This is a genomic window from Streptomyces sp. NBC_01498 (assembly GCF_036327775.1).
Taxonomy (GTDB): Bacteria; Actinomycetota; Actinomycetes; order Streptomycetales; family Streptomycetaceae; genus Streptomyces.
Window position 1 is genome coordinate 2825144 of sequence record NZ_CP109598.1, and the last position, 19527, is coordinate 2844670.

Consider the following 19527-nt stretch of genomic DNA (forward strand, 5'->3'; position numbering starts at 1 on the left):
CATCGGCTACCGTGTGTAGCGGTGACCGGACTTGAACCGGTGACACAGCGATTATGAGCCGCTTGCTCTACCGACTGAGCTACACCGCTGCGATGCCGGATCTCCTCGCCCGGAGGCGAGGAGCGCCGTACATCTGAGCCCCAATACGGAATCGAACCGTAGACCTTCTCCTTACCATGGAGACGCTCTACCGACTGAGCTATTGGGGCGAGCGATGAAGACATTACACGCTCCTTCGCCGATCGCCCAAATCCGTTTCCCGGTCCCTCGTCCGTCTCTCGTCACACCCGTCCCTCCCGTTTCGGGAGCCCGTCGAGGCGCTCGTCGTGCCGCGCCCGCGCACGGCTCCGGGCACCGCCCGCGCACCGCTTCGATGCCGCTTCGATGCCGCTTCCGTGCCGCTCCGGCGCCGCTCCGGGGATCGCCCCTGCACCACGGGGAGCCACGCCGGTATGACTATTCGCTTCCTCCTCGAAGGCCGCCCCGGGCGGCTCTAGGCTCGGTCCGCGCCGTGTGTTCACGCACGTCAGAGCCCTCGGTCGGAGCCCCCGGCCCGGTCCGGAAGCCCGCCCCACCCACCAGCACGGAGCCCGATGCCCGACAGCCAGCCTCAGCCGGGACCGCCGCACGGCGCCACGGCCAACGCCACGGCGCTCCTGCTGCGCGGGGCCCGGCTCACCGACGGCCGCGTCGTGGACGTCCGGCTGAGCGGCGGCCGAATCGAGGCGGTGGGCACCGCCGGCAGTCTCGCCGCGCCCGGGGCGTGCGTGGACCTCGACGGGCACCTGCTGCTGCCCGCCCCCGCCGAACCGCACGCGCACGGCGACACCGCGCTCAGCGCCGTCGCCCCGGACAGGCCCGTCTCGTACGACCCCGACGACGTCCAGCGCCGCGCCACGGAGGCCGCGCTGCTCCAGGTCGGGCACGGGGCGACGACGCTGCGCACGCACGTACGGATCGGCGACGCGCAGGAGTTGGAGCCCATGGCGGCGGTACTGCGGGCCCGGCGGTCGCTGCGCGGGCTCGGTGATCTGTCGGTGGTGGCCGTGCCGCGCCTGCTGACCGGGGTGGCGGGCGCCGACGGGCTGGCGATGCTGCGGGACGCGGTGAAGATGGGCGCGGGCGTGGTGGGCGGCTGTCCGGACCTGGACCCCGACCCGGCCGGGTACACGGAGGCGGTGCTGACCGTCGCCGCCGAGCACGGGTGTCCCGTCGACCTCCATACGGACGGCGGCGATCCGGCCCGGCTCGCGCGGCTCGCCACGATGGCCGGCGGGCTGCGGCCCGGTGTCGCGATCGGGCCCTGCGCGGGTCTGTCCCGGCTGGCGGCGGACGTGGCGGGGCGGGCGGCCGACGGGCTGGCCGCTGCGGGGGTCACGGTCGTCTGTCTGCCCCAGGGCGGCTGCGGCGGGGCGCGGGAGCGGGGCGTGGCTCCGGTGCGGCTGCTGCGGGCGGCCGGGGTGCGGGTGGCGGCCGGCAGCGGCGCCGTGCGGGACGTGGCCAATCCGGTGGGGCGCGGGGACCCCCTGGAGGCGGCGTATCTGCTCGCGTCCCAAGGAGGACTGCGGGCGGCGGAGGCGTACGGGACGGTGAGCACGGCCGCGCGGGAGGTCATGGGACTGCCGGAGGTACGGGTGGAGGCGGGCTTCCCGGCCGAGCTGCTCGCGGTGCGCGGGGACCGGCTGGAGGGGGTGCTGTCGCTCGCGTACAGCAGGATCGTCATTCACCGGGGCCGGGTGGTGGCGCGGACGAACGCGGTGCGGGAGTACCGCGACTCGGCGGTGGCCGTGGCGCCCGACCTGCCGAGGCAGGGACGCCAGGGGCGGCCGGAGGGCGGGCCGTGACCGGCGCGGCCGGTGGGGACGGCGACCTCTGTAGGAGGTGGTGCGCGCGCGGGGAGCGGTGGCGTGTGCGCGTGGACGGCCCGTCGGACGTACGGTCGTGACCATGCGAATTGCCATCGCCGGAGGACATGGTCAGATCGCGCTGCGGCTGGAGCGGTTGCTCGCCGCGCGCGAACACGGGGTCGCGGGCATCGTCCGCAAGGCCGAACAGGAGCGGGAACTGCGGGAGGCGGGCGCCGAACCGGTGGTGCTCGACCTGGAGTCGGCCTCGGTCGACGAGACCGCCGCCGTCCTGGAGGGCGCGGACGTGGTGGTCTTCGCCGCCTGGGCGGGGCCTGGCAGCTCCGTGGAGCGCAAGGACACCGTCGACCGGGGTGCGGCGGTGCTGCTGGCCGACGCGGCGCTGCGGGCGGGCGTACGGCGCTACGTGATCGTCTCGTCCATGGGCGCCGACGCGTCCCACGAGGGCGACGACGTCTTCGACCACTATCTGCGGGCGAAGGGCGCGGCGGACGCGTACGTGCTGTCGCTGCCGGGGCTGGAGGCGACGGTGCTGCGGCCGGGGATGCTCACCAACGACGCGGGGACGGGCCTGGTGAACCTGGCGCCGTCCACGGGCCGTGGTCCGGTGCCGCGCGACGATGTGGCCGCGACCCTGGCGGAGTTGGTGGAGTCGCCGTCGGCGGCGGGGCTGACGCTTGAGCTGATCAGCGGGGCCGTGCCGGTCGGTGAGGCGGTGCGGGCCGTCGCTCCGCCGTCCCACTGACGGGTACGAAACAGCCCCCGGTCCGCTTCTCGCGGGCCGGGGGCCGTTACTTCCGTGTGGCGGCGCCAGGATTCGAACCTGGGAAGGCTAAGCCGGCGGATTTACAGTCCGCTCCCATTGGCCACTCGGGCACACCGCCATGGGATGTCGTGGTGGGACCGGCGCGTTGAGCCCCGCTCCCTGGCGACGACGTAAACGATACCCGATGCGCGGGGGTGCTCCGCCACCGGATTGAACCGGCCGGGAGCAGGCGCGGATCGCTAGGCTTCGCACCGGCGGGCGGCGGTCCGGCCGTGCTTTCGGCACCGGTCGCGGCGCACGTCGCGGCACTCTTTTCCACAACCCGATCCAAGGAGCCACAGGACATGGCCGACTCCAGTTTCGACATCGTCTCGAAGGTCGAGCGGCAGGAGGTCGACAACGCCCTCAACCAGACCGCGAAGGAGGTCTCCCAGCGGTACGACTTCAAGAACGTCGGAGCCTCGATCGCCTGGTCCGGCGAGAAGATCGTGATGCAGGCCAACTCCGAGGAGCGCGTCAAGGCGATCCTCGACGTCTTCCAGTCCAAGCTGATCAAGCGGGGCATCTCGCTGAAGGCGCTGGACGCGGGCGAGCCGCAGCAGTCCGGCAAGGAGTACAAGATCTTCGCCTCCATCGAGGAGGGCATCTCCCAGGAGAACGCCAAGAAGGTCGCCAAGATCATCCGCGATGAGGGCCCGAAGGGCGTCAAGGCGCTCGTACAGGGCGACGAACTGCGCGTCAGCTCGAAGAGCCGGGACGATCTCCAGGCCGTGCAGGCGCTGTTGAAGGGGCAGGACTTCGACTTCGCGCTCCAGTACGTGAACTACCGCTGACCGACCGGTCCGGCGCGCACGGGCGTTGCCGGGCCGCACGGCGGAGCGTGCCCGTCGGGGCACGGACGGGGGCCGGCCGGCCGGGGCGCACCCGGCGGCGGCCCTCGTCGTGCCGACGGGCGGCCCCCGCGGGCCGGGCTCGGCGCCCGGCGGCGGCCCGTCCGGGGTTCAGCGGGAGCGGGAGTGGCCGAAGAGGATGCGGTAGACGATCAGCAGGACCAGGGCGCCGGCGATGGCGGCGGCCCAGGTGGCGGCGTCGTAGAAGTCGTTGGAGATCGGGCGGTCCAGCCAGCGGGACGACATCCAGCCGCCGATGAAGGCGCCCGCGATGCCGATCAGGGTGGTGCCGACGAGGCCGCCCGGGTCGCGGCCGGGCAGCAGGATCTTGGCGACGACTCCGGCGAGGAGTCCGAGGACGAGCCAGCCGATCAGGGACATGGCGTGGACCTGCCTTTCGTGCGGTGTCCTCGGTAAGGACGCCGACGGGCCGGGCCGCGGTTGCGGGAGCTGTTCCGTGCGGTTCCGGCGGCGTTCCGGGGCGTACGGCACGTCGGGCTCGCGCCCCGCGCCGTACGCCCCCGATGGGGTCACCAGCCCGCGAACGCCTCGTCAGTACGGACGATCTCGCGGCCGAAGGGCAGCAGCGACACCGGGATCAGCTTGAAGTTGGCGAGGCCGAGCGGAATACCGATGATCGTCACGCAGAGCGCGATCCCGGTGAAGATGTGACCGAGGGCGAGCCACCAGCCCGCCAGGATCAGCCACAGGACGTTGCCGACGAACGACGGCGAGCCCGCGTCGCGCTTCTCGACCGTCGTGTAGCCGAACGGCCACAGCGCGTAGACGGCGATCCGGAAGGCCGCGAGGCCGAAGGGGATGCCGATGATCGTGACGCACAGCAGCAGTCCGGCGAACACGTAACCGAGGAACAGCCAGAAGCCGCTCAGGACGAGCCAGATGATGTTGAGGATTGTCTTCATGGACGGCCACCTGCCATCTGCTCTAGTCGGGCGATGCGCTCCGCCGTCGGCGGATGCGTGGAGAACATTCTCGACACCCCCTGCCCCGGACGGAACGGGTTGACGATCATCAGATGACTCGCCGTCTCGATCCGTGGCTCCGGCGGCAACGGCAGCTGTTTGGTGCCGGTTTCGAGTTTGCGCAGGGCGCTGGCCAGGGCCAGCGGGTCGCCCGTGAGCTGGGCGCTCGACGCGTCCGCCTCGTACTCCCGCGAACGGCTCACGGCCAGCTGGATCACCGACGCGGCCAGCGGACCGAGCACCATCACCAGCAGCAGCCCGACGATGCCGGGGCCCTCGTCGTCGTCCGAGCGGCCGATGGGCACCAGCCAGGCGAAGTTCACCAGGAACATCACGACCGAGGCGAGGGCTCCGGCGACCGAGGAGATCAGGATGTCGCGGTTGTGGACATGGCTCAGTTCGTGGCCGAGGACGCCGCGCAGCTCCCGTTCGTCCAGGAGCTGGAGGATTCCGTCCGTGCAACAGACGGCGGCGTTGCGGGCGTTGCGGCCGGTGGCGAAGGCGTTGGGGGCCCGGGTCGGTGAGATGTAGAGCCGGGGCATGGGACGGCGCGCGGTGGTGGAGAGCTCGCGGACGACTCGGTAGAGCTCCGGTGCCTCGAACTCGCTGACCGGGCGGGCCCGCATGGCGCGCAGCGCGAGTCTGTCGCTGTTCCAGTACGCGTAGGCGTTGGTGGCGAGCGCGACGACGACCGCGACGATCAGCCCCGTCCGGCCGAAGAGGCCGCCGATGACGATGATGAGGGCGGACAGTCCCCCGAGGAGTGCGGCGGTCCTCAACCCGTTGTGCCGGCGGTGCACGGAACGCCCTCCAAATCGTGCGGCAGGGGAACCCTCTGCGTGACGCTGCTCCACCTCCAGTGGACCCTTCCTCACTGGTCAACGCCAGGCGGGGGTCACGGGTTCCCCGGCGGGCCCGTGCGGGGGCGTACGCCGTACGGGTGGCGGGGCGGGCGGGGGAGGCGGGGCGCCGGGGCGGCGGCTCCCTCAGAAGAGGCTCTCGGTCGCCAGGCGGAGGACCAGCTGGGGGGCTCCGGACAGGGCGACTGCCGCGGCGGCCGTCAGGGCGACGGCGGCGAGGACGGGGGCGGGGGCGGGGCGGACCGCGAGGGGCCCGGCGGGGGCCGGGGCGTCGGCCGCCCGCGCGGCCCCGGGGGTCTCGGGGGCCTGGAAGAGCGTCGCCGTCCAACGGAGGTAGTAGAAGAGCGCGACGACGACGTTGACGGCCATCACGACGGCCAGCCACCCGAGCCCGGCGTCGACGGCCGAGGAGAAGACGGTGACCTTCGCGAAGAGGCCGATGACACCGGGCGGCAGTCCGGCCAGGCAGAGCAGGAAGAAGCCCAGGGCGAGCGCGGTGAGGGGGCGCCGGGAGGCGAGGCCCCGGTAGTCCGCGAGACGGTTCAGGGGCTTCGTACGGGCGACCACGGCCGCGACGGCGAACGCGCCGAGGTTCACGACGGCGTACATCAGGGCGTACGCGACGGTGGAGCCGATCCGGTCCGTGCCGGCGTACGCCGCAGCCGCGATCGGCACCAGGAGGTAGCCGGCCTGGGCGACGGACGACCAGGCGAGGAGGCGTACGGCGCTGTACGCGCGCGTGGGCGACTGGCGGAGCGCGGCGACGTTGCCGACGGTCATGGTGAGGGCGGCGAGGACGGCGAGGAGCGGGCCCCAGACGTCGGAGTGGCCGGGGAAGGCGACGACCGTCACCAGGATGAGGCCGGAGAAGCCGACGGCCTTGCCGACGACGGAGAGGTACGCGGCGATGGGCAGGGGCGCGCCGACGTACGTGTCGGGGACCCAGAAGTGGAAGGGCGCGGCGGCGGTCTTGAAGGCGAAGCCGACGAGGGTCAGGGCGACGCCCGCCGAGGCCAGGGTGCCGAGCTGTCCGGGGACGGAGTCGAGGCGGTCCGCGATCTCGGTGAGATGCAGGGTGCCGGTGGCGGCGTACACGAAGCTGACGCCGAGCAGCATGACGGCGGTGGCCGTCACGGACGACAGGAAGAACTTCAGGGCGGCCTCGGAGGAGAGGCGGTCGCCGCGTTTGAGGCCGACGAGGGCGAAGGCGGGGAGGGTGGCGACCTCAAGGGCGACGACGAGGGTGGCGAGGTCGCGGGCGGCGGGCAGGAGGGCGGCTCCGGCGGCCGAGGAGAGCAGCAGGAACCAGAACTCGCCCGGGGGGAGCTTGGTGGTGCCGCTGGTGCCTCCGGCACGGGCTCCGGCGTCGGCACGGGCGCCCGCGCCGGCGCGGGTTTCGGCTTCGGCGGCCCCGGTCGCTGCGGTCCCGGCGGCCACGCCGGTCTCGCCGGCCTCGCCGACCTCGGTGACGGAGAGCAGCGCGGTGAGCAGCGCGCCGCCGAGGACCAGGAGCTGGATGGCGAGCGTGAAGTGGTCGGCGGTGTAGCTGCACACGCCGGGGTCGGCAGTGAGGCAGAAGGTGGACCGGTCGCCGGAGCGCAGCGGGAGGAGCAGCAGGAGCGCGGCGGCGAGTCCGGCCACGGAGACGGCGCCGAGCAGCGGCTTGCGGCGTCCGGGCAGGAACAGGTCGGCGACCAGGACGATCAGCGCGACGGCGGCGGTGAGGGCCGGGGGCGCGAGGGCGAGCCAGTCGACGGACTGGACCAGGCTGGCGGCGCCGTCGGTGGCGCCCTGGGCAGCGGCCATGATCACGACGTGCCTCCTGCGAGAAGCTTCTGCACGGCCGGGTCGGTGAGGCCGAGGAGGACGGCGGGCCAGAGTCCGGCGAGGACGGTGAGGGCGACGAGCGGGGTCCAGGCGGCGAGTTCGTAGCCGTGGACGTCGGCGAGTTCGGGCATCGGGCCGGCCGCTTCCGCGCCCGCCGGCCGGGTGGTGGCGCCCATGCAGACGCGCCGGACCACGATCAGCAGATACGCGGCGGTGAGCAGCGTGCCGAGGCAGGCGATCGCGGTGAAGGTGAGGAAGGCGGGGCGGCTGAGGCCGGGGGCGGGGTCGAAGGCGCCGAACATGGCGAGCATCTCGCCCCAGAATCCGGCGAGGCCGGGCAGGCCGAGCGAGGCGACGGCGGCGAAGGCGAGCAGCCCGCCGAGGCGCGGTGCCCGGCCGTAGAGCGCGGCGCCGGTGGCGCCGGCGAGGGTGTCGAGGTCGGCCGTGCCGTACCGGTCCTTGAGGGCTCCGACGAGGAAGAACAGCAGGCCGGTGATGAGTCCGTGGGCGACGTTGGCGAAGAGCGCGCCGTTGACGCCGGTGGGTGTCATGGACGCGATGCCGAGCAGGACGAAGCCCATGTGGCCGACGGAGGAGTACGCGATGAGGCGTTTGAGGTCGCCGCCCGCGCCGCGCCGGGCGAGGGCGAGGCAGGCCAGGGAGCCGTAGATGATGCCGACGACGGCGAACGCGGCGAGGTAGGGCGCGAAGGTCCGCATGCCGTCGGGGGCGATCGGCAGGACGATACGGACGAAACCGTACGTACCCATTTTGAGCATGACCCCGGCGAGGAGCACCGAGCCGACGGTCGGGGCGGCGGTGTGGGCGTCGGGGAGCCAGCTGTGCAGCGGCCACATCGGGGTCTTGACCGCGAGCCCGATCCCGATCGCCAGAACGGCGGTGACCTGCACGGACCTGCTCAGTCCGGAGCCGTTGTCAGTGGCGAGTGCCACCATGTCGAACGTGCCCGCGTGCAGCCCGACGAGCAGCAGGCCGAGCAGCATGACCACGGAGCCGAGCAGCGTGTAGAGGATGAACTTCCAGGCGGCGGCCTGCCGCTGGGCACCGCCCCAGCGGGCGATGAGGAAGTACATGGGGACGAGGACGATCTCGAAGGCGAGGAAGAAGAGCAGCAGGTCGAGGACGGCGAAGGTGGCGAGGGTGCCGCATTCGAGGAGGAGCAGCAGGGCGACGAACGCCTTCGGGGACGGGCCCGTCGGTGGCTTGTAGTAGCTGTGGAGCGCGCAGAGGAAGGTCAGCAGCGCGGTCAGGACCAGGAGGGGGAGGGAGATGCCGTCGATGCCGAGGTGGACGCGCACGTCGAGTGCGGGGATCCAGCTGATGTCGGTCGTGGCCTGGATCCTGGACGGCTGGTCGTGGTCGAAGCCGAGAGCGAGGACGATCGCGGCGGCGAGGATCACGCCGGTCGTGGTCACGCCGTGGCGCAGTACGGCCTGGTCGGGGCCGGTGCCGCGGAGTCCGGGCGGGGCGGGCAGCAGGGCCGCGGCCGCGCCCAGCAGGGGGGCGGCGAGGGTGAACGCGAGAAGGAACTGCATCACGGACGGGCTGATATCGATCACGGCTCACGCTCCGGCGGCGACGAGGACGGCGGCGATCGCCAGGACGACCGATCCGGCGAGCAGGGCGCCCAGGTAGGTCTGCACGTTGCCGGTCTGGGCGGCGCGTACGGCGGTGCCGAGCCAGCGGGTGCCGGTGCCCGCACCGCGTACGTAGGTGTCGACGACCTCGCGGTCGAGGAAGCGGACCAGCGAGGCCGCGCCCTGGACCGGGCGTTGGAACAGGACGCGGTAGACGGCGTCCAGGTGGAAGCCGGCGGCGGCGTGCGGGTGGAGCCGGCCGAGCAGGAGCCGGCCGGGGTCGGCGGGGTCGGGGGCCGAGGCGATGTCGCCGTAGGCGGGGGTGTGGCTGGTGATGGCCTCGGCCTCGGTGAGGGCGGGTTCGGCGTCGGGGTGCGCGGCGACGGCGCCCAGCGGGGTGCGGGCGGCCAGGGCCGTGGTGTGGGTCCAGGCCCCGTAGGTGACCAGCGCGCCGACGAGGGCGACGCCCGTGCCGAGGACGGCGGTGGTGACGGTCGGGGCGAGGCTGTCGGCGTCCAGCCAGGGGGCGATGACGCCGACGGTGAGGCCGAAGGTGAGGGAGGGGACGGCGAGCACCCACAGGACGGTGTTCATCGACAGCGGCTGCCTGCCGTGGTCGGCCGCCTCGGCGCCGCGGCCCCGGAAGGCGAGGAGCCACAGGCGCGTCGCGTAGGCGGCGGTGAGGAGGGCGGTGAGCAGACCGGCCACGAGGACGGTCCAGCCCGCGGCGGCCGGGGCGGTGCCGGAGGAGCCGAGCGCGGTGTGTTCGGCGGCGACGAGGACGGCTTCCTTGGAGAAGAAGCCGGCGAAGGGCGGGATGGCGGCGAGCGCGAGCAGCGCGATCGTCATCGTCCAGTAGGCGTCGGGGACGCGCTTGGTGAGGCCGCCCATGCGGGACATGGCGGCGAGCGAGTTGGTGCCGGCGGCGTGGATGATCACGCCGGCGCCGAGGAAGAGGAGCGCCTTGAAGGCACCGTGCGCGATGAGGTGGAAGACGGCCGCGCCCCGGTCGCCGACGGCCAGCGCGCCGGTCATGTAGCCGAGTTGGCCGATGGTCGAGTAGGCGAGGACGCGTTTGATGTCGTCCTGCGCGAGGGCGGCGAGCCCGGAGCCGACCATGGTGATCGCGGCCAGCACGGCGAGGACGACGAGGGCCGCCGAGGAGGCGGCGAAGACGGGGAGGAGACGGGCCACGAAGTAGACACCGGCGGCGACCATCGTCGCGGCGTGGATCAGCGCGGAGACGGGGGTGGGGCCGGCCATCGCGTCGGGCAGCCAGGTGTGCAGCGGGAACTGGGCCGACTTGCCCGCGACTCCGGCGATCAGCAGCAGCGCGATCAGGGTGGGGTGGTCGAGCCCGTGGTCGGCGACGGACCGCAGGACGCCGGTGATCCGGAACGTGCCGGTGTCGACGGCGAGCGCGAACAGGCCGAGCAGGAAGGGGACATCGCCGAGTTTGGTGACGAGGAACGCCTTCAGTGAGGCGGCGCGCGCCTCGGGTGTCTCCCAGTAGTGCCCGACGAGGAAGTACGAGCAGATGCCCATGATCTCCCAGCCGACCAGGAGCACCATCAGGTCGCCGGAGTAGACGACGAGCAGCATCGCGGAGGTGAAGAGGGAGACGAGCGCGGCGTACGAGGGGTAGCGCGGGTCGTCCCGCAGATAGCCCGTCGAATAGATCTGCACGCAGGTCGCGACGACGCCGACGAGGATCGCGACGAGGGCGGCGAAGCCGTCGATGTGCAGGGCGAGGTCGATCGGCACGGAGCCGGTGGGGGTGAGCCGGGTGGCGGCGTCGACCGGGGAACGGGGGCCGTCGGCCCCGCCGTCGAGGCCCACGGCGACGAGTACGGCGAGTACGGCGGAGGCGAGGGGTGGCAGTACGGCGAGCGGCCGGACGAATCCGGGGGCCGTGCGGCCGAGGAGCAGTCCGGCGACCGCGCCGAGGAACGGCAGCAGCGGGACGAGGATGGCGAGGGTGGTCGTGGTCACGCGGTGGCCTCAGCCTTCTGTGCCCGGACGTCGGCCTCGGCGGCGGCGACCGCTGCGACGGCGGCCTCGTCGGTGGCGTCGTTCTCGACGCTGTCGCGGAGCCGGTCGATGTCCGAGGTGCCCCGGTTGCGGTACACCATCAGGACGATCGCCAGGCCGATGCCGATCTCGGCGGCGGCGACGGCGATCACGAAGAGGGTGAGGGCCTGCCCGGCGTGCAGGGTGTCGCGCAGCCAGACGTCGAAGGCGACGAGGTTGAGGTTGACGGCGTTGAGCATCAGCTCGACGGACATCAGGACGAGGATCGCGTTGCGGCGGGCGAGGACCCCGTACAGGCCGGTGCAGAACAGCAGCGCCGCCAGGACGGCGGGATAGGCGAGATGCATCAGCGCTGCTCCTTGCCGCGCGGGCCGCGGGTGCCGCCGGGCGTGCGGGGGGCGTCGTTGTGACGGGCGGCGGTGGGTGTGCGCGCGGCGTCGTTCTTGCGGGAGAGGACGATGGCGCCGATGAGCGCGGCGAGCAGCAGGACGGAGAGCGCTTCGAAGGGCAGGACCCAGTGCCGGAAGAGGAACTGGCCGGAGACCTCGGTGGATCCCTGGGCGGGGCCGTCGAGGTCGATCCAGGTCGTACGGAACGCGTCGACGACCACCCACACCAGGGCGACGGCGGCGGTGAGTGCCACGGCGAGCGCGATCCACCGGTGTTCGGAGTCGGCGTCCGGGGAGTGGCCGATGGGGGCCTTGGTGAGCATCAGCCCGAAGAGGAGGAGGACGACGACGGAGCCGACGTAGATCAGGACCTGCACCCAGGCGATGAACTCGGCGGTCAGCAGCAGGTATTCGACGGCCAGGCCGCCGAGTGCGACGACGAGCCAGAGCGCGGCGTGGACCAGTTGCCGGGTGGTGACGGTGATGACGGCGGCGCCGAGGGTGACGAGGCCGACGAGGAGGAAGGCGATTTCGACGCCGGTCGGGGAGAGGAAGCCGGGGTCGGCCGCGAGGGGGGTCACTCGCCGTCCTCCCGTTCGGGTGACGCGGGGGGCGTGGAGGGCGCGGGGCGCGCGGGGGTTTCGGGCGGTACGGCCCCCAGGGCTTCCGCCGCTCGCGCGGCCTCCGCCGCTGCGGTGACGGCCGCCGCCGCGGCCAGTTTGTCGGCCGTCTTGCGGGCGGCGGCGATCTCCTTCGGCTCCTCGGCGCCCGGGTCGAGGGCGGGCGGGGCCGGCACGGTCCACATCCACTCGCGGAGCCGGTCGCGCTCGTGGGTGAGTTCGAGGATGTCCGTCTCGGCGTACTCGAACTCCGGTGACCAGAACAGCGCGTCGAACGGACAGACCTCGATGCAGATACCGCAGTACATGCAGAGCGAGAAGTCGATGGCGAACCGGTCGAGGACGTTACGGCTGCGCTCACGGCCGCCGGGGGCGGCGGCGGGCAGCGTCTCCTTGTGGGAGTCGATGTAGATGCACCAGTCGGGGCACTCACGGGCGCAGAGCATGCAGACCGTGCAGTTCTCCTCGAACAGTCCGATCACGCCCCGGCTGCGGGGCGGGAGTTCGGGCTGGGTGTCCGGGTACTGGGCGGTGACGGACCTGCGCGTCATCGTACGAAGGGTGACGGCCAGCCCCTTGGCCAGGCCGCTACCGGGGATCGGAGGCACTTACTGGATCACCACCTTGACGATGCCGGTGAGGGCGATCTGGGCGAGGGCGAGCGGGATGAGGACGGTCCACGCGAGCTTCTGGAGCTGGTCCTCGCGCAGCCGGGGATAGCTGACACGCAGCCAGATGACGACGAAGGCGAGGAGGAGCGTCTTGACGAGGGTCCAGAGCCAGCCGAGTTCGTCACCGCCGAACGGGCCGTGCCAGCCGCCGAGGAACAGGACGGTGGTCAGTCCGCACAGCACGACGATGCCCGCGTACTCGGCGAGCAGGAACAGCGCGAACCGCAGTCCCGTGTACTCGGTGTACGCGCCGAAGATGATCTCGGAGTCGGCGACCGGCATGTCGAAGGGCGGGCGCTGGAGTTCGGCGAGTCCGGCGACGAAGAAGACGAGCGCGCCGACGATCTGCCAGGGCACCCACCACCACTCGAAGGCGTCGAGGATCCCCGGCAGCGAGACCGTGCCCGCCGCCATCGCGACGGAGGCGGCGGTCAGGAGCATGGGCAGTTCGTACGCGAGCAGTTGGGCGGCCGTACGCAGACCGCCGAGCAGCGAGAACTTGTTGGCCGACGCCCAGCCGGCCATCAGCGAGCCCAGCACGCCGATGCCCATCACGGCGAGGACGAAGAAGATCCCCGCGTCGACGATCTCGCCGACCGCGCCCTCCTGGGGGCCGACGGGGATCGCGACGAGTACGAGGAGGTAGGGCAGCAGCGCGACGGCGGGGGCGAGTTGGAAGACCCGCCGGTCGGCGTCGGCCGGGACGATGTCCTCCTTCTGCGCGAACTTCACACCGTCGGCGACGAGTTGGGCCCACCCGTGGAAGCCGCCGACGTACATGGGCCCGAGCCGGCCCTGCATGTGGGCCATGACCTTGTGCTCGGTCTGCCCGACGACGAGCGGAAGAACGAGAAAGGCGGCGAAGACGACGGCCAGCCGAACGGCGACGTCGAGCACGTCGTTCACGCGTCTCCTCCGGGTCGGTCGTCATCGTCATCGGCACCGGGGCCGTCGGTACGGGGGCGCGGGTCCGCGTCCGGCGCGGGGCGCTCGTCCGCGGCGGGTTCCCGGCCGGGAGCCCGCTCGCGCGTGGGCGCGGCGTCGGGCCCGGTGCCGGACTCCCGGTCCGCTTCCGGACCGACGTCCGTACCGCTCGGCGCCTCGCCGGGCGCGGTCGCGGGACCGGATTCGGTGCCGGGCACCGCGCCCCCGTCGGTTCGAGGAGCTGAACCGGTCTCGGCACCCGGCTTGTTGGCGGGCGAGGGACCGGAGACCGTGCCTGGCTCGGAGCCGTCGCCCGCGACGGGGCCCGGCTCGGGACCGCTGCCCGGCGCGGTACCGGAGCCGGAACCCGGCTCCGAACCGGCATCCGGCGTGGGACCGCCCGATCCGGGCGTCGCGTCCGGCGTACGGCCGGTACCGGAGCCGGGCCTCGCATCGGGTGCGGCGCCTGGCGCCAACCCCGACGCGGCGGGACCGGCGTCCGGCTCGGGACCGGAGTTGGCTTCCGGCAAAGCATCAGGGGCGGTGCCAGGCGTCGCACCCGATGCGAGGCCGGGGGCGGAGTCGGGCGCCGAATCCGGCTGGTTGCCCGGCGCACTGTCCGGCGTCCCGGCGGGACCCGGCACCGAGTCGGGCCCGGCCTTCCGCCCGGACTCCGGATCAGGCTGCGGTGTCGGATTCGGGGGGTCGAAGGCGGGGCGGGGGTCGTGCCACGGGGCGTCGGTCGAGGGAGGGGTGGGGGGCGGGGGCTGCTGGGTCGCGGAGCCGTCCGACACGCTGCGGTTGCGGCGCGGCGGGCGCTCGCCCGTGGCGCCCGCCGTGCGCGCGGTCCGGGTCGGGCGGTCACCGGCGGCACCCGGCGTACGGGCCGGGCGCTCCCCGGCGGCGCGCGGGGTACGGGCCGGCGCCGGCGGGAGCTGGCCCTTGAGCGGGCCCCACTCGTTCGGGTCCGGGACGCCCGGCGGCAGCATCTGGCGGCGCTTGGGGCCCGTGTGCCCCGGCGCGGACTCCCCCGGTTCCTTCGCGCCCGGCCACGCCTTGGCGACCCGGGCCGCGAGGACGAAGTCCTTGCGCAGCGGGTGGCCTTCGAAGTTCTCGGGGAGCAACAGGGGCACCAGGTTGGGGTGGTCGGTGAAGGTGACGCCGAACATCTCGTGCGTCTCGCGCTCGTGCCAGCCCGCGCCCGCGTAGATCCCGAGCGCCGTGGGCAGTTCGGGGGCCTCGTGCGGGACGGTCGTCCGTACCAGCAGGCGCCGTACGGAGCCGGGTGCGACCGAGACGACGTGCGCGGCGACGCGGAAGCCGGTGCCCGGTTCGTCGACGGCGCTCAGCCAGTCGAAGTAGCCGCATCCCAGCGCGGACCGGGCCGTTTCGAGCGCGGTGAGCCAGGAGGCGGCGGGGACGTCGACCGTCAGGAGGTCGTACGCGCGTTCCGCCGTGGCGTCCGCGCCGAAGAGTGCGGTGACGCCGTCCGGAAGGCTGTCGTACGCGTCCGGGGCGGCGGTGCCGTCCGTCATCAGGTCGTCTCTCCCGGTGTCGGCGGGGCCGTGACCAGTCCGCTGCGCAGGGCGCCCGGACCGGGCCGGTGGCCCCCGGAGCCGTAACGCTCCCCCAGCGACTCGCGCGAGATCTTCTCCTGGAGCTTGAGGATGCCCTGGAGCAGGGCTTCGGGGCGGGGCGGGCAGCCCGGTACGTAGACGTCGACCGGGATGATCTGGTCGACGCCCTTCGTGACGGAGTACGAGTCCCAGTACGGGCCACCGCAGTTGGAGCAGGCGCCGAAGGAGATGACGTACTTGGGCTCGGGCATCTGCTCGTAGAGCCGTTTGATTGCCGGGGCCATCTTGTCGGTGACCGTGCCGGAGACGACCATCAGGTCCGCCTGGCGCGGGCCCGGCGCGAGGGGGATGACACCGAGCCGGATGAAGTCGTGCCGGGCCATCGACGCGGCGATGAACTCGATGGCGCAGCAGGCGAGTCCGAAGTTGAAGACCCAGAGGCTGTAGCGGCGGCCCCAGTTGAGGACGACCTTCATCGGCTGGGGCGCCAACCGGGAGAGTACGCCGAGGCGTTGCGGGGCCGGCAGGTCGACCGGCGCGGCGGCCGGGACCGGGCCGGGACCGGCGGCGGGGGAATCCGTGGGGGTCACGTCCATTCCAGGACGCCCTTCTTCCATGCGTAGAGCAGTCCCACGGCCAGGAAGCCGAGGAAGATGAACATCTCGACCAGCGTCGTCGCGCCGTATCCGGGAGCCGCGAAGACCGTCGCCCAGGGGAAGAGGAAGATCGAGTCGACGGCGAAGATGACGTACAGGAACGCGTAGACGTAGTACCGGACCTGGGTGTGCGCCCAGCCGTCGCCGACCGGGTCGACACCGCACTCGTAGGTGAGAAGTTTCTCCGGCGTCGGTACCACCGGCCGCAGCAGCCGGCCCGCCCCGAAGGCCACGGCGACGAAGAGCACGCCGACGGCCGCGAGCAGCCCCACCACCGAATAGCTCTGGAAGTACTCCGACGCGAGAACGGTCGGTTCCGGCACGTCCGTCACCCGCCCCTCGTTCCGCCGATCGCTGTTGCCGCATCCCGGTCCGTGAATACCCGGTCCGAGAATCCTGGTCCGTGCGTCCCGGTCCGTGTGTCCCGGTCCGTCGATCCTCGTCCGTCGGATCCTCGGATCCTCGTCCGTGATCTGTACGGACGGGAGTCTAGGCCCTGCTAAAGGGACCGTAAGCAGTCGGTCGCACTTCAGTCACGACGGGGTCATGAACGGGGACATGACATGACGCCGCGACCAGCGGTGAAGCCGTTTCCGGGCGGGTTCGGGGGAGGGTTCGCGGGAGGCTTGCCGGGAAGCGGGGGTTATCCCCACCCCGGCTCTCCCAGCCACCCCATGGCGCCGTCCTCCTCGGCCGGGCAGGCTTGGTCGGCATGACCGCCCGTGATCTCCTCCCCGACGACGACCGGCCCCTGCCGCCGGTCCGCCTCGCCTTCGACCGGCACACCTGGAAGGAGATCGCGCATCTCCTGGCCAATCTGCCGGTCGCGCTGGCCGGCTTCTGCTACGTCATGTTCGTCGTACCGACCGGGGCGCTCCTCTCCGTCACGGTGATCGGGCTGCCCTGGCTGGCCGTGGGTCTGGCCGGGGCGCGGCTGCTCGGCAAGGCCGAACGGGCGCGGGCGCGCGCCCTGCTGGGGGTCCGGATCGACGAGCCGAGCCCGCTGCGGGGCCGGGGTCCGCGCCGGCGGCGGGAGCGCGACTCGGAGGGGTTCTTCGCCTGGTTGTGGACGGGGCTGACGGACCCGGTGGCCTGGCGGGCGCTGCTGTACGAGTTCATCCGGCTGCCCTGGGGGATCCTGACGTTCACGATCGCGCTGGTGGGCCTGTTCGTGCTGTGGCCGGTGCTGCCGTACGTCGCGCGCGGGCTGACCAACGTAGACCGGGCGCTGGTGCGCGCGCTGCTGTCGCCGTCCGACGAGCTGGAGAGCCGGATCGCGGAGCTGGAGTCGGACCGGGGCGTGGTCGTGGACACGGCCGCCGCCGATCTGCGCCGGATCGAACGCGATCTGCACGACGGGGCGCAGGCCCGGCTGGTCGCCCTGGCCATGGGGCTCGGCCTCGCGAAGGAGAAGCTGCTGAACGACCCGGAGGCGGCGGCGACCATGGTCGACGAGGCGCACGGCGAGGTGAAGCTGGCCCTCCAGGAGCTGCGTGACCTGGCGCGGGGCATCCACCCGGCCGTCCTCACCGACCGGGGCCTGGACGCCGCCCTGTCGTCCGTCGCCTCCCGCTGCACCGTGCCGGTCACGGTGGACGTCGAGCTTCCCGCGCGCCCGGCGGCGGCCATCGAGGGCATCGCGTACTTCACGGTCTCCGAGCTGCTCCAGAACGTCAGCAAGCACAGCGGGGCGCGTACGGCGGGCGTCGAGGTGTGGCGGGCGAAGGAGCGGCTGCTGATCCAGGTCACCGACGACGGGCGCGGGGGCGCGCGGCTGGACGGGGGGACGGGGATGGCCGGGCTGGCCGAGCGGCTGGGGGCGGTGGACGGGCTGTTCGTACTGGACTCGCCGGAGGGCGGTCCGACGGTCGTCACGGCCGAACTGCCGTGGCGCGAACGTGAACGTGAACGCGAGCACGGACACCCGCAGGGGCGCTCGCACGGGCACGGGCACGAGTACAAGCCCGAAGGGGCCTGATCGCGCGTACGGGGCCAGCGGAGTCGAACCGGCGCGCCGCCGCCTGCGCGAACCTGTACCGCGCGCGTACGGGGCTCAGGCCGATGACCGACGCGGCCAGGACCACGAGGCCGGACCGCGCGTAACGGGGCTCGGGCGCGTACCGGCAGGGCGCGACCGCGCGCAGGGCCGCATGCGCCCGCGTACGACCCCGTACGCGCGGGCACGACCCGCGTACAACCCCGTACGACCGCGTACGGAGGTGTGCGACGGCATACGAGTCCCGCGTGCGCCCGCTCACGAACCCCACCCGAAACCCCGCCCGAAACCGCGCCCGACGCCTCGCCCCGTACGGTGCCCCCGCCCGGCGCCCCGTACGAACCGCTCGGCCACACCCACCGAACCCCCCGACCACCGCGAAACCGCACCACCGGGGTGGGGAAAACCCCAGGGCGAAGACGGATACCGGCCTCATGGTCCGGGCGCGGCCCACCGGCCAGCATGGACAGGGACAGGACAGGAAGAACGACCACCCGCCCCCGGAACGGCAGAACGGACGACACGATGGCCACGGAGTACGGCGTACGGACAGAGCCAGGGCGCCACACCCTCCCCACGGCGCTGCGCGCCCCGTTCGCGGGCCGCATGTGGAAGGAGTTCGTCTATCTCCTCCTCAGCCTCCCGATGGGCATCCTCTTCTTCACCTATGTCGTGACGACCGTCTCGCTCAGCGCGGGGCTCCTCGTCACCTTCCTCGGCATCCCGCTCCTGGCCGGCGCCCTGCTCGGCTGCCGGGGGCTCGGCTCCGTCGAGCGCGCGAGGGCGCGGGCCCTGCTGGATCTGGACGTCGCGAGCCCGCTGCCGGTGCGGGGGGAGAAGGCCGGAGTGATGTCCTGGGTCGGCGCGGTCCTCAAGAGCGGGGTGTCCTGGCGGCATCTGCTCTACGGCTTTCTCCACCTGCCGTGGGCGCTGTTCTCCTTCGTGACCTCGGTGACCTTCGTGGTCACCAGCTGGAGCCTCTTCCTCTATCCGCTGTGGCAGTGGGTCTTCCCGGAGTATCTGAACCAGGACGGGATCACGATCTTCAGCGACGGGTCCCGGGAGTTCTACGTGGACACCCCGTTCGAGGTCGTCGTGACCAGTGCCACGGGGCTCGGCCTCGTCCTCGTCTCGCCGTGGCTGGTCCGGGCGCTGACCTGTGTGGACCGGCTGATGGTCGCCGGGCTGCTCGGCCCGTCCCGGCTGGCGACGCGCGTCTCGGAGCTGGAGTCGGACCGGGGGGTCGTGGTCGACACGGCCGCCGCCGATCTGCGCCGGATCGAACGCGATCTGCACGACGGCGCGCAGGCCCGGCTGGTCGCCCTGGCCATGGATCTGGGGCTGGCGAAGGAGAAGCTGCTGGAGGACCCGGAGGCGGCGGCGCGGATGGTAGATGAGGCGCACGGCGAGGTGAAGGTCGCGCTCCAGGAGCTGCGCGACCTGGCACGGGGCATCCACCCGGCCGTCCTCACCGACCGGGGCCTGGACGCCGCCCTGTCGTCCGTCGCCTCCCGCTGCACCGTGCCGGTCACGGTGGACGTCGAGCTTCCCGCGCGCCCGGCGGCGGCCATCGAGGGCATCGCGTACTTCACCGTCTCGGAACTCCTCCAGAACGTCAGCAAGCACGCCCGCGCCTCCCGCGCCTCGGTGGAGGTGTGGCGGACCCAGGACCGGCTGCTGCTCCAGGTCACCGACGACGGCCGGGGCGGTGCCTCCACCAGCTCGGGCAGCGGTCTGGCCGGTCTCGCGGAGCGGCTCGACGCGGTCGACGGGGTCCTGGTCGTAGACTCCCCGGCCGGCGGCCCCACGACGGTGACGGCGGAGCTGCCCTGGCGCAGGTGACGGCGGGGCCGCCGGGCCGGAGGTGCCCCCGC

The 19527-nt window shown here is 72.8% G+C and carries 18 protein-coding genes and 3 tRNA genes; 5 read left to right on the top strand and 16 right to left on the bottom strand.

Annotated elements, in window-relative coordinates:
* Nucleotides 1-16: 16 nt before the first annotated feature.
* Both OG875_RS11810 and OG875_RS11815 read right to left on the bottom strand, forming a co-directional pair.
* A tRNA-Met gene (locus OG875_RS11810) sits at nt 17-89 on the bottom strand.
* A 47-nt stretch (nt 90-136) separates the two neighbouring features.
* A tRNA-Thr gene (locus OG875_RS11815) sits at nt 137-209 on the bottom strand.
* Nucleotides 210-593: 384 nt separating this feature from the next.
* On the opposite strand from OG875_RS11815, the gene OG875_RS11820 reads away from it, so the two are divergent.
* Both OG875_RS11820 and OG875_RS11825 read left to right on the top strand, forming a co-directional pair.
* A complete protein-coding gene (locus OG875_RS11820; protein WP_330174173.1) occupies nt 594-1844 on the top strand; it encodes an amidohydrolase family protein in 1251 nt (416 codons plus the stop codon).
* Nucleotides 1845-1947: 103 nt separating this feature from the next.
* Complete coding sequence (locus tag OG875_RS11825; RefSeq protein WP_330174174.1) at nt 1948-2610, top strand: SDR family oxidoreductase; 663 nt, start codon at nt 1948-1950, stop codon at nt 2608-2610.
* Between the two features lie 57 nt (nt 2611-2667).
* Here the strand turns inward: OG875_RS11825 and OG875_RS11830 are convergent.
* A tRNA-Tyr gene (locus OG875_RS11830) sits at nt 2668-2749 on the bottom strand.
* A 226-nt stretch (nt 2750-2975) separates the two neighbouring features.
* Here OG875_RS11830 and OG875_RS11835 point away from each other — a divergent pair.
* A complete protein-coding gene (locus tag OG875_RS11835) occupies nt 2976-3464 on the top strand; it encodes a YajQ family cyclic di-GMP-binding protein (RefSeq protein ID WP_330174175.1) in 489 nt (162 codons plus the stop codon).
* 168 nt (nt 3465-3632) lie between these two features.
* Here OG875_RS11835 and OG875_RS11840 read toward each other — a convergent pair whose 3' ends face one another.
* The 13 genes from OG875_RS11840 to OG875_RS11900 all read right to left on the bottom strand — a co-directional run bounded on the left by OG875_RS11840 (nt 3633) and on the right by OG875_RS11900 (nt 15989).
* Nucleotides 3633-3902 (bottom strand): GlsB/YeaQ/YmgE family stress response membrane protein, encoded by a 270-nt coding sequence (locus OG875_RS11840; RefSeq protein WP_330174176.1) that lies wholly within the window; start codon nt 3900-3902, stop codon nt 3633-3635.
* Between the two features lie 149 nt (nt 3903-4051).
* Complete coding sequence (locus OG875_RS11845; protein WP_330174177.1) at nt 4052-4444, bottom strand: YccF domain-containing protein; 393 nt, start codon at nt 4442-4444, stop codon at nt 4052-4054.
* The gene (gene htpX, locus OG875_RS11850) at nt 4441-5304 is read right to left on the bottom strand and encodes a zinc metalloprotease HtpX (RefSeq protein ID WP_330174178.1); all 864 of its coding nucleotides are present in this window, start codon (nt 5302-5304) and stop codon (nt 4441-4443) included. Before htpX ends, OG875_RS11845 begins: the two co-directional genes overlap by 4 nt.
* Nucleotides 5305-5490: 186 nt before the next feature.
* On the bottom strand, nt 5491-7170 hold the full coding sequence (locus OG875_RS11855) for an NADH-quinone oxidoreductase subunit N (RefSeq protein WP_330177711.1): 1680 nt from the start codon (nt 7168-7170) through the stop codon (nt 5491-5493).
* Nucleotides 7171-7172: 2 nt separating this feature from the next.
* Nucleotides 7173-8771: a complex I subunit 4 family protein gene (locus tag OG875_RS11860; protein WP_330174179.1), complete on the bottom strand. Its 1599-nt coding sequence runs from the start codon at nt 8769-8771 to the stop codon at nt 7173-7175.
* Nucleotides 8772-8774: 3 nt separating this feature from the next.
* Entirely contained in the window at nt 8775-10781 is a 2007-nt protein-coding gene (locus OG875_RS11865) for an NADH-quinone oxidoreductase subunit 5 family protein (RefSeq protein ID WP_330174180.1), read from the bottom strand.
* Nucleotides 10778-11167 carry an NADH-quinone oxidoreductase subunit NuoK gene (gene nuoK, locus OG875_RS11870; RefSeq protein WP_330174181.1) on the bottom strand — a complete coding sequence of 130 codons (390 nt, stop codon included), beginning with the start codon at nt 11165-11167 and terminating at the stop codon, nt 10778-10780. Before nuoK ends, OG875_RS11865 begins: the two co-directional genes overlap by 4 nt.
* The gene (locus OG875_RS11875; RefSeq protein ID WP_330174182.1) at nt 11167-11790 is read right to left on the bottom strand and encodes an NADH-quinone oxidoreductase subunit J family protein; all 624 of its coding nucleotides are present in this window, start codon (nt 11788-11790) and stop codon (nt 11167-11169) included. Before OG875_RS11875 ends, nuoK begins: the two co-directional genes overlap by 1 nt.
* The gene (locus tag OG875_RS11880; protein ID WP_330174183.1) at nt 11787-12437 is read right to left on the bottom strand and encodes a NuoI/complex I 23 kDa subunit family protein; all 651 of its coding nucleotides are present in this window, start codon (nt 12435-12437) and stop codon (nt 11787-11789) included. The genes OG875_RS11875 and OG875_RS11880 overlap by 4 nt, the downstream gene beginning before the upstream one ends.
* Nucleotides 12438-13406, bottom strand: a complete 969-nt coding sequence (locus OG875_RS11885) for a complex I subunit 1/NuoH family protein (RefSeq protein ID WP_330174184.1) — start codon at nt 13404-13406, stop codon at nt 12438-12440.
* A complete protein-coding gene (locus OG875_RS11890; protein WP_330174185.1) occupies nt 13403-14959 on the bottom strand; it encodes an NADH-quinone oxidoreductase subunit C in 1557 nt (518 codons plus the stop codon). The genes OG875_RS11885 and OG875_RS11890 overlap by 4 nt, the downstream gene beginning before the upstream one ends.
* Nucleotides 14959-15597 carry an NADH-quinone oxidoreductase subunit B gene (locus OG875_RS11895; RefSeq protein ID WP_330174186.1) on the bottom strand — a complete coding sequence of 213 codons (639 nt, stop codon included), beginning with the start codon at nt 15595-15597 and terminating at the stop codon, nt 14959-14961. The genes OG875_RS11890 and OG875_RS11895 overlap by 1 nt, the downstream gene beginning before the upstream one ends.
* Entirely contained in the window at nt 15588-15989 is a 402-nt protein-coding gene (locus OG875_RS11900; RefSeq protein ID WP_330174187.1) for an NADH-quinone oxidoreductase subunit A, read from the bottom strand. The genes OG875_RS11895 and OG875_RS11900 overlap by 10 nt, the downstream gene beginning before the upstream one ends.
* A gap of 380 nt (nt 15990-16369) precedes the next feature.
* Here OG875_RS11900 and OG875_RS11905 point away from each other — a divergent pair, with 380 nt between their 5' ends.
* The gene (locus OG875_RS11905) at nt 16370-17635 is read left to right on the top strand and encodes a sensor histidine kinase (protein ID WP_330174188.1); all 1266 of its coding nucleotides are present in this window, start codon (nt 16370-16372) and stop codon (nt 17633-17635) included.
* Nucleotides 17636-18178: 543 nt separating this feature from the next.
* Nucleotides 18179-19495: a sensor histidine kinase gene (locus tag OG875_RS11910; RefSeq protein WP_330174189.1), complete on the top strand. Its 1317-nt coding sequence runs from the start codon at nt 18179-18181 to the stop codon at nt 19493-19495.
* The last annotated feature ends 32 nt before the right edge of the window (nt 19496-19527 follow it).